Origin of the sequence: Anaerovibrio sp. (genome assembly GCF_051866355.1) — a bacterium.
Lineage (GTDB): Bacteria > Bacillota > Negativicutes > Selenomonadales > Selenomonadaceae > Anaerovibrio.
In genome coordinates this window covers 1-13,472 of record NZ_JBJDWZ010000178.1, presented here as the reverse complement: position 1 = coordinate 13,472, position 13,472 = coordinate 1, and the positions used below count along the sequence as shown (strand labels likewise).

Genomic DNA, 13,472 nt, shown 5'->3' with positions numbered 1-13,472 from the left:
CTGATGACCGGTATTCCGCTTCTTGTTGTTTTTTGTCTGGCTATAGTGGTGATGATAGCGGCGATTTCCAAATTTCATGTGCATCCGTTTTTGTCGCTGATGGGCACGTCGCTGCTGCTGGCCATAGTTGTCGGCCTGCCGCTGGCTAAGATTCCGGGGATTATTGGCTCCGGGTTTTCGGGAATTTTTTCCAGCATCGGTATCGTTATCATCTTAGGTGCTTTGATTGGCCTCATCCTGGAAAAGACAGGCGCAGCCATCCGGCTGGCGGATGTGGTTATCCGCTGTGTGGGCGAGAAGCACCCGCAGCTGGCCCTGATGCTGATGGGGTGGATTGTTTCGATTCCTGTATTCTGTGACAGTGGTTTTGTTATCCTGAACCCTATCCGCAAGGCACTGTGCGAAAAGCTGAAGGGAACCAGCCCTGTGGGAATGGCGGTTGCCCTTTCGGGAGGACTGTATGTGGCGCATGTGTTTATTCCGCCTACGCCGGGGCCGATTGCGGCGGCCGGTTCCCTGGGGCTGGGTGATAACCTGGCCGCGGTTATTCTGGTGGGCGTAGTGGCCTCCGTGCCTGCCCTGCTGGCCGCCTATGCCTTTTCTGTGTATATCAGCCGCAGGAATATACCTGTCCAGGTGGCAGGCGGGACAGCCGATGAAAGGAGCTATGAGGAGCTGATTGCAGGCTATGGCAGACTGCCGGGTGCTTTTGCTTCTTTTGCGCCGATTGTCATGCCGATTATCCTTATGGCAGCGGGCTCCATTGTCACAATGGCCGGCATGGAGGGAGCCGTAGCCACCGGGCTGAAATTTTTGGGGACGCCGATTATCGCCCTGACAGTGGGTCTGCTCTTTGCTGTCTGCCTGCTGGCAGATACGGGCAGGATGGAAGAGTTTTCGGCTATTACCAACGACACATTGAAAACCGTAGGCCCTATCCTGTTTATAACGGCGGCAGGCGGTGTGCTGGGCAAGGTAATTACTGCGGCCGGCTTTGTTGATTTCATGAAGGCAAATGCAACATTTTTAGCCAGCGTCGGCATCTTTTTCCCGTTCCTGATTTCTGCTATACTAAAGACAGCACAGGGGTCTTCGACGGTGGCGATTACAACTACGGCTGGTATTATGGGCATGTTCTCCGATTCTGCATCCATGATGACGGCGCTGGGGCTGAACAGCGAAATGGCTGCCCTGATGACTGTTATGGCCATAGGCGCGGGGGCAATGACCGTTTCCCATGCCAACGACAGCTATTTCTGGGTTGTTACCAATTTTACTGGTATGGACCCGCAGGACGGCTACAGGACGCAGACCGTGATGACCCTGGTTGTGGGAGTGGTATCCATGCTGGCTATTTTCCTGGCTTCGCTGGTGCTGCTGTGATTTGAGAAGGTGCTTATGAGGGGGAGTGCGCATGAAAATTGTAATATCCGTGGATTCCTTTAAGGGGAGTATTTCTTCTATGGAAGCGGGCAGTGTCCTGAAGCGGGCTGTGCTGGACAGATTTCCCCGGGATGAGGTACAGGTTTTTCCGCTGGCCGATGGCGGCGAGGGAACTGTTGATGCTATGACGCAGGGACTGGGCGGGCAGATTGTGCCCGTCGAGGTTATGGGGCCTCTGGGCGAAACGGTGCTGAGCCGCTATGGCTATCTGCCGGCAACCGGGACGGCTGTCATTGAGATGGCGGATGCGTCGGGGCTGACTATGGTACCGGAGGAAAGGCGGAATCCCCTGCACACTACCACCTATGGACTGGGACAGCTGATTATTGCGGCTATGGAGCAGGGCTGCAGAAAGTTTATCGTGGGGATTGGCGGCAGCGCCACCAATGACTGCGGGCTTGGCATGCTGACAGCCCTGGGCTGGCGGTTTCTGCGCCAGAATGGTTCGGAGGCAGGCTGTTACGGGCGCGATCTGGCAGAAATTGCTTCGATTGACGTGTCAGGGGTTCACGGACTGCTGGCGGAATGTGAATTCCATATTGCCTGTGATGTAAATAATCCCCTGTGCGGCATCAATGGCTGTTCACATGTGTATGGGCCGCAGAAGGGAGCTACGCCGGAGATAGTCAGCCGCATGGATTTTGATATCAGCAGGTTTGCAGATATTGCTGAGAAGGTGATGGCGCGCCGTGGCAAGGATATGCCGGGCGCCGGTGCGGCCGGGGGCCTCGGATTTGCCTTTCATGTTTTTTTAGGCGGCGAGCTTACGCCGGGCGTGAGCCTGATATTGCAGTCTATCGGCATTGAGGATGCCTTGCGGGATGCTGACGTGCTTATTACCGGAGAGGGGCGCATGGACAGGCAGACTGCCATGGGCAAGGCTCCGGCAGGTGTGGCACAGCTGGCAAAGAAATGCAAGCCGGACTGCTGTACGGTGGCGCTCTGCGGCTGTGCGGCCAGTGATGCTCATGAGGTGAACGGGCACGGCATAGACGCGTATTTTCCTATTTTGCACGCGCCTATGACGGTGGAGCAGGCAATGGAGCTGACGGTGACAAGGGAAAATCTGGCACTTACCGTTCAGCAGGTGATGAACCTGCTGCACCGGCATGATGCATGACATGCAGTATATGACGTACAGGATGTAGTGCGCCGCACATGCCGGGGAGGCTTTGAGCCCCGAAAATAACGCATTGGAAAAAGCAAAAAACCTCGAAGTCTGTGTCCCCACAGTCTTCGAGGTTATTTTCATCTGGTGCGATTGGCGCGATTCGAACGCGCGACCCCCTGCTTAGGAGGCAGATGCTCTATCCAGCTGAGCTACAACCGCAACAGAATGTATTATAGCAAACTTTTTGATTTTAGGCAATATGGAATTTGCAAATATGTTATACTAAAATAAAAAATTGAGAAGTGTGGTGCGTTATGAGGAAGATAAAAATTACGGTCATGCGGATTGCATGTTATCAGGATTTGATGGCAAAATATGAAAATCCCATAGAGCATGCCTGCGATATGCAGGAAGGGCAGGTGTTTATCGCTGATGGGTGGCGCAGGCCGGAGGGCTTCTGCGATAGTGCATGGGAGACGATTTCGCCCTTCGTGATGACATTGGCCCACGGCGGGCAGGATATATACGAAGGCTGGATGAAAAATCCCCAATCGGCCATGATTTCCTGCAATGACGGGTTTCGTCCGGTCAGCTTTTACATTGAGGTTATGGAGGAGATTTAACGATGGTATCCGGGGCAGGCTTGGCAGAGTGCTTCAGAAACAATAGGGGAATTTTAATGGAAGGGGCGCTGGGGGAGCGTCTGAAAACTGAATACGGCATAAGGTTTCATGAACGGCTGGTGATGGCGGCGCTTGTTGAGGCGCGGCAGGGACGGTCGGCGCTAAAGGAATTGTGGCAGGAGTATGGGCACATTGCCATCAGGCACAGGCTGCCTTTTATTGCTACCACCCCCACCCGCAGGCTGAATGCAGACAGGCTGTCGGGCAGCGGCCATGACGCATCGCTGGCAGAAAAAAATGTGGCGCTTCTTCGTGAGGTGCAGGAACAGCTTCTGGCCGAGGGCTTGCAGGAGATGTATATCGGCGGCATGCTGGGCTGCCGCGGTGATGCCTATACCGGCGAGGGTGCGATAGAGGATGAGGGGCAGGCAGAGCGGTTTCACGCCTTTGAAGCGGAGCTTTTTGCGGCGGCAGGGGCAGATTTTCTGTATGCGGCCCTGCAGCCAAATTTGTCAGAGGCGGCAGGCATGGCACTGGCTATGGCCAAAACAGGGCTGCCTTACATCATCAGCTTTACCCTGCGCCGGGATGGCAGGCTGATAGATGGCAGCCTTTTGACGGAGGCCATTGACTATATTGATAATCTGGTGGCGGAAAGGCCGCTGTGCTACATGGCTAATTGCGTCCATCCCCGGTTTGTCTACGAGGCGTTGAGCCAGCCCTTTAACCGCTTTGATGTAGTGCGGCAAAGGTTCTGCGGCATACAGGCCAATGCGGCAGCCGCGGAGTATGATGTGCTGGAGCATGGGTTAAAACTACCATATTCCGGTGCGGAAGCTCTGGCGGAGGACATGCTGAAGCTGAGAAAGCTGTGTGACTGCAGAATTTTTGGAGGCTGCTGCGGTACGGATGGACGCCACATGGAGGCGATTGCGGGCAGGCTGACAGCGGATGGTGCAGGGGAAGATATTTCAGCGCTTTAACTGGGAAAAATGTCACATTGACCTGAAGCCGTTAAAAAGATATATTGTAAATGTCTTTTTATATTACATTAATGAGGTATTGCAATGTTTAATGTATCAGGTAAGACGGCCAGGATTCTGGCCGCATTTACAGCGGCCTCTGTGGCTGTTGTGACGGCTGGCTGCCTCGGTGAAGAGGATTGTGCCAGCCTTGATTATGAGTATGAGGATGAGCAGATGGTGGATGATGCGGGCAATCCGTATACCCTGCACCGTAACGAGGATGGAACGGAAACAGCGGTATATGATGATGGCAGGGAGGTCACCTTCAGGCGGGATGAAAACAATAACCTGAATTTTGTATCGGGGACGGCGGGACTGCTTTCCGGTATGGCGATGGGCTACTTCCTGTTCCACGGCCTGCAGCCGAGCCAGCCGGGATATTATGACAAGGCCGGCGGGCGCTATGTGGCAAGGGGGAACCTGCATCCACTGACCAAGGAGGAAAGGGATGACAAGTATCGTCCTTACGGCGCAGCCGGCAGGGTGGCTTCCCGTGCCATTACCGGCAACAATGCCGATGCCAAGGCGCAGAATAACGGCACCAGCGTAAAATCCGGTGCCAAGACGGGCTTTGGCTCTGCCGGGGCAAGGAGCGCGACATCATGATTGAGCGTAATGACTGGATTGATACCCTGGACAGGGAGATTTTCCCCTTTGTGGAATATCCGGGCTTTGACAACCGCTATCCGACAGTTGAGATAACCGGGATGTCCGAGGCACAGATTGCCGAGCTGAGGGAAGCCAGCGAGAAGCTGTTCAGGATTTTCTGCAAGGTGACAGAGGTGTTTCAGAATTGCAGTGATGAGTTCATGGAGGACATGGAGATTCCTGCCGGGATGCGTCCCTTCCTGCATCAGCAGAATATGCTGGGACTGCCTACGTGGCTGAGCCGCTTTGATTTCGTCTTTGACAGCCGCCGCAGGCTGTATATGGTGGAAATCAATGCCGATACGCCCTGCGCCGTGATTGAGGCCTTTTATGGCAACAGGATGGCGTGCCGCTACCACCGCCGCAGGAATCCGAACCGCGACAGCTATGAGGAGCTGAAGGACTGGCTGAAATATATTTTTGACAGGACATACAGCATCGAGGTGGATTTGCAGCGGGGCAGGATCAGCACGGAGCATCCCTTTGTGTTCTCCTGCTTTGAGGACTATGTGGAGGACAGGGGGACAACCCTGTTTTTGATGCGGGCGCTGAAGGAGGCTATTGGCTCTTTGTACCCTGATAACATGGTGGTTTTTGCGTCCTTCTATGAGCTGGGGGTCAATCCTGATGGCAGTGTGCAGCTGCCGGACGGGCGGACGGCGGCTGTTCTCTACAGACTGCACCCGATGGAGCTCTTGATTGAGGAAACTGCGGAGGACGGGACTTCTCTGGGAACCATGTTCATGCAGGGCTATAAGGCCGGCAGGTTCCATCTGTTCAACCCGCCGGAGGCTATCATCATGCAGAGCAAGGGCTTTCAGGCTCTGGTATGGAGCCTTGCCCATAGCGACAAGGCGGGCATGATATTTACGCGGGAGGAGCTGCAGGTTATTCGCGAGTACATGCTGCCTTCGTATTTTGAGCGGGATTTTGCAGTCCAGCAGAAGGCGGGCACCCTGCCGACGGAAAAATGGATAAAAAAGCCTATCTGGGGCAGGGAGGGCAACGGCATTCATGTAGTGGACGAGGCTGGCAGGCTGGTCAGCGAGAAGTACGTGCCGAATGCCGACGAGGTGGTGCAGCGGGACAGTGACAAGGTGCTGGTGCAGAAATTTGTGGAACAGCCTTCGTACAGCCTGCGTACTGATGAAGGCATTTTGAGCGGCTATCTTACCCTGAGCTGTTTTATGCTGGGCGAAAAGGCGTCGGCTATCTACAGCCGTTTTTCGCCGGAGGAAATTGCAGGAACGGAGGCCTACTGGGCGCCGATATATTTAAAATAATGCAAAAATACTGTTCGCATCGTGCGGCAAGGCTCCCGTGGGGAGGGCCGCCGTGTGCGGACAGTATTTTTGCATTCTATGAAGCTTTTATTTAATTTTTCTGCCTGTTGAGTTACCAGGTGGCTACGGAATCACTGAAGAACTGATCCAGCTCATCCTTGGTGGAGAAGGTGGCAAGGTACATGTAGTTTGCCATTGCTTCTGCCAGCGCATCCGGGATAGGGCAGTGCATCCTGATGGCGCCGCCGTATTTTGCCAGCAGGTCATCATGGGACAGCTTGAAATTCTTGCCGTTGCGGCGTCCGGAGAAGATGCAGTAGTAGTCAGGGCCGGTGGATTTCAGGGTGCTGTCGTAGGCAATCATGTCAGCCCAGATTTTGTACACGTTGGTGCTGTGGGCAAAGTTAATCATGTCAGGGGTAAAGCCGCCGCACGGGCGCATGTTTACCTCCAGGCCGATGATGTCGCCCTTTTTGCCCAGCCCTTCCATATCGTCCGTCAGGCGGAAGAACTCAAAATGCACGAAGCGGCTCTTTACGCCGAAGGCCTTGATGGCGGCGCGTCCGGCGCGGCGGGTTTCCTCCGGCAGTTCCTTCAGGATGTAGAATACGCTGTTGTCGCCCTGATTTACGATATCCATGATGCTCATAGGGGTTACGTTGCCTGTCTCGAAGATAGGCTCTCCCTGGGAATTGATGATAGCGTCATAGCTGTTGACCTCGGCGCGGACAAACTCCTCCATGATGTACTGGGTGGTATCATGGTTCTCATAGCGCAGCTGGAAGAAACGGCCCAGCTCCACGTCGTTATTGATTTTGAAGGTGTTGCTGGCGCCTACGCCGTTGTCAGGCTTGACTACTACAGGGTAGCCCACCAGGTCTGTGAAGGCCTTGGTGTCGTCCCATTCCTGCACCAGATGGTAGCGGGCGGCCGGGATGCCGGCCTTGGCATAGTATTCCTTCATCTTGGACTTGTACTTGATGCGGGGAATATCCTCGTCATGGAAGCCGCTGTTGATGTTGAAATCGGTGCGCAGGTGGGCATCCCGCTCCAGCCAGTATTCGTTGTTGGATTCCAGCCAGTCAATGCGGCCGTACTTGCTGATGAAGAAGGCAACGGCCTTGTATACCTCGTCGTAGCTCTCAAGGCTGTCAACCTTGTAATATTCATCCAGGCTGTCCTTCAGCTCCTGACGGAGATTGTCGTAGGGGCAGTCGCCGACGCCCAGAACCCGCAGGCCGTTGTTTTTCAGCTCGCGGCAGAAATTCCAGTAGTTTTCTGGAAAATTCGGGGAAAGAAATACCACATTTTTCATTATATATCACCTCATAAAAATTATATGTTGTACATAATTGTCGGTATGGCAAAGGGCAGCTGCCTCTCCCAGCTCCCCTCGCTGTGGTCGCCGTTTGGCACAAGGCGGGTGGTGAGGATGACCTTTTTCTTCATCAGGGCGTTGGATACGCGGGTGAAGTTATCCGGGGACCATGGCTCGTATTCAAATTCCTTCATGCCGTAGTCCATGTAGATTACGGTATCCGGCGCCGGGGATGAGCTGTCAATCAGCCGGAGCAGGGCATCTGCGTCCACATCCATGGTGGGGGAAAAGGAGGCCGCCCGTGAAAAAACGTCGTTGTGGCACAATACGGCGTACAGGCTCATCAATCCGCCCATGGAACTGCCACCGATGAAGGTATGCTCCCTGCCTGTCAGGGTGCGGAAGCGCTTGTCGATGTACGGCTTCAGGTTGTTGATGTACCACTGCATGGTTTCCTCCGCCCTGGCTTCATAAGGGCCTCCCCATTCGCCGCCGGGATTGTAGTAAAAGGGCGAGTATTCCGAAAGCCGGCCGTTGTCGGCGTGGGTGTTGCACTCAAAGGCCACCACGATGAGCTGTGTCTTTGTGTAGTTAAGATACCTGCCCAGCCCCCAGCTTTTGCCGTAGGTGGCATTGTCATCAAAGAAAATGTTCTGCCCGTCAAACATGTAAAGCACAGGGTAATGCCTGGATGGCTGTGTGTCATATCCCCGTGGAAGATATATGTACACTCTGCGTTTTTCCTGCCCTGAATAGCAGGGATAAGTGAGGGTTCTCTTTTTTATCATAGGCAGTCCTCCTGCTTTTATCTAGTACAAAAGTCTATAACTAGTTTAACATAGAGGACGTAAAAATACAAATATGGCATGAATATGGGTAAAATGTCGATATTGTAAATAATCTTGGCTGATAGGTGACTTTTGGTGAAGGAGTGTGATATAATTCTAAATATAATAGCTCTTTTGGAGGTGCGAAATTTGGCTGAAAAATTAAAGATTCTTATAACTGACGATTCCAAATTGCTGCGCAAGAAGCTGCGTGCTGAGTTGGAACAGCTTGATTGTGATGTGCTTGAGGCGGAAAATGGCAAAGAGGCCATTATGAAGGATTTGAAGGAACAGCCTGATGGTGTTATTCTCGATATTGTGATGCCGGAGGTAGGGGGCATAGAAACCCTGCAGGTCATCAAGGAAATCAACCCTGAGATTCCCGTGATTATGCTCTCATCGGCAGGTACCTCGCAAAAGCTGAAGGAAACATTGGAGCTTGGGGCGCTGGATTTTATTCAGAAGCCGTATACCAGCGAGCAGATTAAGCAGGCCGTGGAAAGAATCCGCAGAAAGGTTGAGGAGAATCATGGCAAATAGGTATTTTTCGCAATATCTCCTGAATAAAGGTGTTCTTACATCTGATAACGCAGGCAGGATGTTGGCAAAATCCCTCAATGTTACTCCGGAGCTTTCTGTACTTGCCTTGGAGAAGGGGCTGATAAACTCGGAGCAGGCCCTGGAGCTGGTGGCCGCTGACGGGTTTATCCGGACGGCTCTGGGCAGGAATTATCTGACGGCCCTGCAGCTGGACGATTTGAAGAAGGCTGTGCCTGAGCGGAGTGCCTGTCTGGGGCAGGTGCTGCTGGATGAGGGTGTTGTGGATTTGTCCGAGCTGGCCAGGCTGTTTGAGGAAAGCGCCGCACCTGACTGCCGTCCTGTGGAGGCGGCAGTGAACGATATGCTGCAGTCACAGAGCGTTGATAGCAATGATTACGAGTACATAAAGGACTATGTGGAGCTGTTTCTGGGGGCGCTGCAGCGTTTTATGAACACGGATGCCGTGATTATTCAGGGCGGAAACAATGATGGTGTTGATACTACGTACCTGACATACCAGAGCATGGGAGGCGCTCTGCGCCTTACGGTGGGATGCCGTATGACGGGGGATGTGATGCTGACCATGGCCAACCGTTTCAGCGGTGAGGAACTGACCGGCGTGGACGAGATGACTGTTGACTGCCTGGAGGAGTTCTGCAACGTGCTGAACGGGCTTTATATTGTCAACATGTCCGGCAAGAGCCAGGATATGGATCTGGATATGCCGCGGACCGTTGAAAACGGGGAGCCTGCCGGTGACAATGTTTTTCAGCTCAGGATAGAGACGGAGTTTGGCAGCTTTGTGCTGTATCTCTCAATGGACGGGTTTGTTTTTGAAGGGATGAAGTCCCTTAGCTGGTGAGTTTTTTGCAGGGCGGTGCCGACGGGACACCGTCCTGCAAAAAAAGCAATTTTTTTTTGACAGCGTATTGACAGCCTGTAAAAAAAATGGTAGTATTTATATCGTTGCTGGTGAACAGCATAACAGAATAGATTTCTTGTTATTCAAACGTGGAGAGTTGTCCGAGTGGTTGAAGGAGCACGCCTGGAAAGCGTGTGTACGGTGATACTGTACCGAGAGTTCGAATCTCTCACTCTCCGCCATTTTTTTATTCATTTTTAGCTTGTAGAGCTAAGCGTTCTTTTCAAGGTCGGGCTTCAGCGCCCGGGTCTTGCGCAAGGCAGTCTTATGAACCTCGTCAGGTCCGGAAGGAAGCAGCGATAAGTAAGCCGCTGTCTGTGCCGCGAGGGTGCCTGGGGGCTGCGGCCCGACGTTGGAAGGAGCGGAAGCGGATTGCGGCATCCCGGCAGGGAGCCGCTTTTTTTGCGTGGTAATTTATGTTATAATCATTGTACTGAATTTGTGTACGGAGGTGGCAGTTGTGGCTTATATGGCGCTTTACAGAAAGTGGCGGCCCGGCGGATTTGATGAACTGGTGGGGCAGGAGCATGTCAGCAGAACCCTGTCCAACGCAATCAATACCGGGCGGGTGGGGCATGCTTATCTCTTTGCCGGCCCCCGCGGTACAGGCAAGACCAGTACGGCAAAAATTCTGGCAAAGGCACTGAACTGCGAGAAGGGGCCCACTCCGAATCCGTGCAATCAATGCGAGGCCTGCCGGAAAATAAACGCAGGCAGCTCAATGGATGTGTTTGAGATAGATGCTGCCTCCAACCGCGGCATTGATGAAATCCGTGATTTGCGGGAAACAGTAAAATTCGCTCCGGCAGATGGCAGGTACAAGGTTTACATTATTGACGAGGTGCACATGCTGACCATGGAGGCCTTCAATGCTTTGCTCAAGACATTGGAGGAGCCGCCTGCCCATGTGGTATTTATTCTGGCGACAACGGAGGCCCATAAGGTGCCTGCCACGATTCAGTCCCGCTGTCAGCGGTATGACTTCAAGAGGATAACCGCGGCGGATATCGAGGGGCGGCTGCAGCTGGTAGCTGACAATATCGGGCTTGAGTACGATGCGGAGGCGCTGCGACTGATTGCTATGAAGGCTGATGGCGGCATGCGTGATGCACTGGGGCTTCTGGACCAGTGCGCCGCGCTGGCACAGGGCAGGCTGACCGTTGAGCAGGCGCAGGGGTTTCTGGGCCTGATAGGCCGGGACTGGATAGCAGGGCTGGTATCTGCCATAGGTCAGAGGGATGCGGCCGGTGTCCTGCAGAAAGTGGCGGAGCTTTTGCAGGGGGGCAAGGAGTTTTCCCAGATGCTGGGGGAACTGGCGATGTATTTCCGCAGCATGCTGGTTTTGAAGGCTTCGGGCAATGCGTCCGGCATGGATTATGGCGGCGGCAGTCCGGAGGAACTGGCAAAGCAGGCGGCTGCTTTCAGCCAGGCACAGCTCATGGATGCTATACGGCGCGTGCATGGCGCCATGGCTGAGATAAAGTGGTCGCCTCAGCCGAGGATTACGGTGGAATCCGCCCTTTTGGAATTGTGCCAGTACAGTGATAGTGACAGCAGGGGGCGGGATTCGGGGCAGGAAGCCAAAGCTACCGTGGAAGAGCAGCGGCTGGCCAAGCTGGAAAGCAGGCTGGCCCAGCTTGCGGCCATGCTGAAGGATGGCCGTGCCGCGGCCGCTGCTGGTGGCACAGCTGCCAGGGTACAGCCGGAGGCGGCTGGCGGGCTGACCGGTGGCGCAGCACCGGAAAGCGTGGCGGCAGAGGTACAGTCGCTGGACGGCAGCAGTCTGCAGAAACGGCTTCTGCAGGAATTGGGGGCAATGGGCGCGGCGCCGGCTATTTCCTGCGTAGAAAAATGCGCTGTGCTGGCAGTCAACGATAGCCAGTTTGTACTGGGCTGTCCTACGGTTATGCTGAAAGGTCTGGTGGAGAGGGTATACCGTCCGAAGCTGGAGGAAGCGGCCCGAAGGGCATCAGGGCGTCCTTTGCGCCTTGTCTGCCGTCTGGCGGAGGCAGTGCAGAGGGTGCAGGAGCCGGAACCGGAGCCTGATTTGCCGGAAATTCCGCCGCCTTTTGATGAAGGCGACAGTGTGGAGGTCGATATGTCGGAACTTTCCCAGCCGGAGCAGAAAAGGCTTCAGCAGGCCATGGACGTTTTTGGCGGGGATTTTATTGAACCTCCTGATGATTGAGGCAGGCGGTTGTGATTTTTGCGGGAAGAAAAAATAAAAATTGACGAAGCTGTTTATATCTGTTAGCATGAAACGAGATTGTTTTTGCGCAGAAGAAAGGAGAGATGTTGATGTTTGGTGGTATGGGCGGCATGAATATGAATGGTATGATGAAAAAGGTGCAGAAGATGCAGAAGCAGATGCAGGAAATGCAGGAGCAGCTGAAGCAGCAGACCATCGAGGCAACCGCAGGCGGCGGTGTGGTAAAGATTACCATGGACGGCGAGAAGCAGGTCAAGGGGATTGTGATTGATCCGTCTGCAGTGGATCCGGAGGATGTGGAGATGCTGCAGGATTTGCTGGCTGCGGCCTTTAATGAAGCTACCAAAAAAGTGGATGAGAAGATGGCTGGTGAAATGAGCAAGCTGACCAGCAGCATGGGCCTGCCTCCGGGAATGTTTTAAGCCATGAAGCGGATAGAGCCTCTGGCAAAGCTGATAGAGCATTTCAAGGCACTGCCCGGAATCGGCAGCAAGACTGCGGTGCGGCTGGCGTATCACGTGCTGGATATGGAGCCGGCCAAAGCGAGGGAGCTGGCGGCAGCTATTGTCAATGCCAAGGAAAAAATCGGCTATTGCCGGATATGTTTTAATCTCAGTGATGAGGACCCCTGCCGGATATGTCAGGCAGAGGGGCGCGACCACTCTGTAATCTGTGTGGTGGAGCAGCCGCAGGATGTGGATGCCGTGGAGCGCATGCGGGATTTCCGGGGTGTATATCATGTCCTGCATGGTGCCTTGTCGCCGCTGGAGGGCGTAGGTCCGGAAAATCTCCGCATCAAGGAGCTGCTGGCCCGCATGCAGGATGGCTCCGTGAAGGAGGTCATCATGGCTACCAATCCCAATGTGGAGGGAGAGGCTACTGCCATGTACATAGCCAGGCTGCTGAAACCGCTTGGCATCAGGGTAACGCGTATTGCACACGGCCTGCCGGTGGGCGGCGATTTGGAATACGCTGATGAGGTTACGCTGTCAAGAGCGATGGAAAATCGTGTTGAGCTTTAAAATATGAGCAAAGTGAAATGAACGTCGCGGCAGGGGAGGCCCTGCCGCGTTAAATTGAAATGGGAGGTTTTAGTATGGAAGTAATAGTTTCCTTTATGGTGGGACTGATTGTGCTGTTTGTAATCCTGAAAATTTTATCACTGCCGTTCAGGATTATTTGGAAGCTGTTTACTAACAGTGTTGTTGGTGCTGTTATGCTCTGGATTGTAAATCTTTTTGGGGCGGGCATTGAGATTACTTTTTTCAAGGCACTGCTGGCGGGCATTTTTGGCATTCCGGGCGTGCTTGTAATCCTGTTGGCACATTTTCTATAATTTTTTCATAAAAGTGTTGACAGGCGATTGCTTTTCGTGTAATATATACATCGTTGTCGCTGTTGATACAGAGTTGTAGAGAATATATAGAAAATTCCAGTCAATTCGCTGAAAAAGTGATAACAAAAAATGTTTCAAAAAGTTCTTGACAAGTTGAACGGTTTGAGATATTATATAAAAGCTGACC

The 13,472-nt window shown here is 53.5% G+C and carries 14 protein-coding genes, 2 tRNA genes and 1 other RNA gene; 14 read left to right on the top strand and 3 right to left on the bottom strand.

Features of this window, described 5'->3' with window-relative positions:
- The first annotated feature begins 3 nt into the window (after positions 1-3).
- Both ACI3UA_RS09405 and ACI3UA_RS09400 read left to right on the top strand, forming a co-directional pair.
- Positions 4-1,383, top strand: a complete 1,380-nt coding sequence (locus ACI3UA_RS09405; protein WP_439724558.1) for a GntP family permease — start codon at positions 4-6, stop codon at positions 1,381-1,383.
- Positions 1,384-1,414: 31 nt separating this feature from the next.
- Positions 1,415-2,563 (top strand): glycerate kinase family protein, encoded by a 1,149-nt coding sequence (locus tag ACI3UA_RS09400; RefSeq protein ID WP_439724557.1) that lies wholly within the window; start codon positions 1,415-1,417, stop codon positions 2,561-2,563.
- A gap of 133 nt (positions 2,564-2,696) precedes the next feature.
- Here the strand turns inward: ACI3UA_RS09400 and ACI3UA_RS09395 are convergent.
- A tRNA-Arg gene (locus ACI3UA_RS09395) sits at positions 2,697-2,773 on the bottom strand.
- Positions 2,774-2,868: 95 nt separating this feature from the next.
- Here ACI3UA_RS09395 and ACI3UA_RS09390 point away from each other — a divergent pair.
- From ACI3UA_RS09390 to ACI3UA_RS09375, 4 genes are all read left to right on the top strand, one after another.
- Complete coding sequence (locus tag ACI3UA_RS09390) at positions 2,869-3,177, top strand: TIGR04076 family protein (protein WP_439724556.1); 309 nt, start codon at positions 2,869-2,871, stop codon at positions 3,175-3,177.
- A gap of 56 nt (positions 3,178-3,233) precedes the next feature.
- A complete protein-coding gene (locus tag ACI3UA_RS09385; protein WP_439724555.1) occupies positions 3,234-4,160 on the top strand; it encodes a homocysteine S-methyltransferase family protein in 927 nt (308 codons plus the stop codon).
- Positions 4,161-4,244: 84 nt separating this feature from the next.
- Positions 4,245-4,808, top strand: a complete 564-nt coding sequence (locus tag ACI3UA_RS09380) for a hypothetical protein (protein WP_439724554.1) — start codon at positions 4,245-4,247, stop codon at positions 4,806-4,808.
- Complete coding sequence (locus ACI3UA_RS09375) at positions 4,805-6,133, top strand: glutathionylspermidine synthase family protein (protein WP_439724553.1); 1,329 nt, start codon at positions 4,805-4,807, stop codon at positions 6,131-6,133. The genes ACI3UA_RS09380 and ACI3UA_RS09375 overlap by 4 nt, the downstream gene beginning before the upstream one ends.
- 112 nt (positions 6,134-6,245) lie before the next feature.
- Here ACI3UA_RS09375 and ACI3UA_RS09370 read toward each other — a convergent pair whose 3' ends face one another.
- Both ACI3UA_RS09370 and ACI3UA_RS09365 read right to left on the bottom strand, forming a co-directional pair.
- Complete coding sequence (locus ACI3UA_RS09370) at positions 6,246-7,448, bottom strand: ATP-grasp domain-containing protein (RefSeq protein WP_439724552.1); 1,203 nt, start codon at positions 7,446-7,448, stop codon at positions 6,246-6,248.
- Between the two features lie 20 nt (positions 7,449-7,468).
- Positions 7,469-8,239, bottom strand: a complete 771-nt coding sequence (locus tag ACI3UA_RS09365; RefSeq protein WP_439724551.1) for an alpha/beta hydrolase — start codon at positions 8,237-8,239, stop codon at positions 7,469-7,471.
- A 189-nt stretch (positions 8,240-8,428) separates the two neighbouring features.
- Between ACI3UA_RS09365 and ACI3UA_RS09360 the strand changes: the two genes are divergently transcribed.
- The 8 genes from ACI3UA_RS09360 to ACI3UA_RS09325 all read left to right on the top strand — a co-directional run bounded on the left by ACI3UA_RS09360 (position 8,429) and on the right by ACI3UA_RS09325 (position 13,285).
- A complete protein-coding gene (locus ACI3UA_RS09360) occupies positions 8,429-8,818 on the top strand; it encodes a response regulator (protein WP_439724550.1) in 390 nt (129 codons plus the stop codon).
- Positions 8,808-9,680, top strand: coding sequence for a chemotaxis protein CheX (locus tag ACI3UA_RS09355; RefSeq protein WP_439724549.1), 873 nt, complete (start codon positions 8,808-8,810; stop codon positions 9,678-9,680). Before ACI3UA_RS09360 ends, ACI3UA_RS09355 begins: the two co-directional genes overlap by 11 nt.
- Positions 9,681-9,831: 151 nt before the next feature.
- Positions 9,832-9,922: transfer RNA gene (locus ACI3UA_RS09350), tRNA-Ser, on the top strand.
- A gap of 59 nt (positions 9,923-9,981) precedes the next feature.
- An RNA gene (gene ffs / locus ACI3UA_RS09345) (signal recognition particle sRNA small type) lies at positions 9,982-10,081 on the top strand.
- A gap of 128 nt (positions 10,082-10,209) precedes the next feature.
- Positions 10,210-11,928 (top strand): DNA polymerase III subunit gamma/tau, encoded by a 1,719-nt coding sequence (gene dnaX / locus ACI3UA_RS09340; RefSeq protein WP_439724577.1) that lies wholly within the window; start codon positions 10,210-10,212, stop codon positions 11,926-11,928.
- A 110-nt stretch (positions 11,929-12,038) separates the two neighbouring features.
- A complete protein-coding gene (locus tag ACI3UA_RS09335; protein ID WP_439724548.1) occupies positions 12,039-12,371 on the top strand; it encodes a YbaB/EbfC family nucleoid-associated protein in 333 nt (110 codons plus the stop codon).
- 3 nt (positions 12,372-12,374) lie between these two features.
- On the top strand, positions 12,375-12,971 hold the full coding sequence (gene recR, locus ACI3UA_RS09330) for a recombination mediator RecR (protein ID WP_439724547.1): 597 nt from the start codon (positions 12,375-12,377) through the stop codon (positions 12,969-12,971).
- Positions 12,972-13,045: 74 nt separating this feature from the next.
- Entirely contained in the window at positions 13,046-13,285 is a 240-nt protein-coding gene (locus tag ACI3UA_RS09325) for a pro-sigmaK processing inhibitor BofA family protein (protein ID WP_439724546.1), read from the top strand.
- Positions 13,286-13,472: the final 187 nt, after the last annotated feature.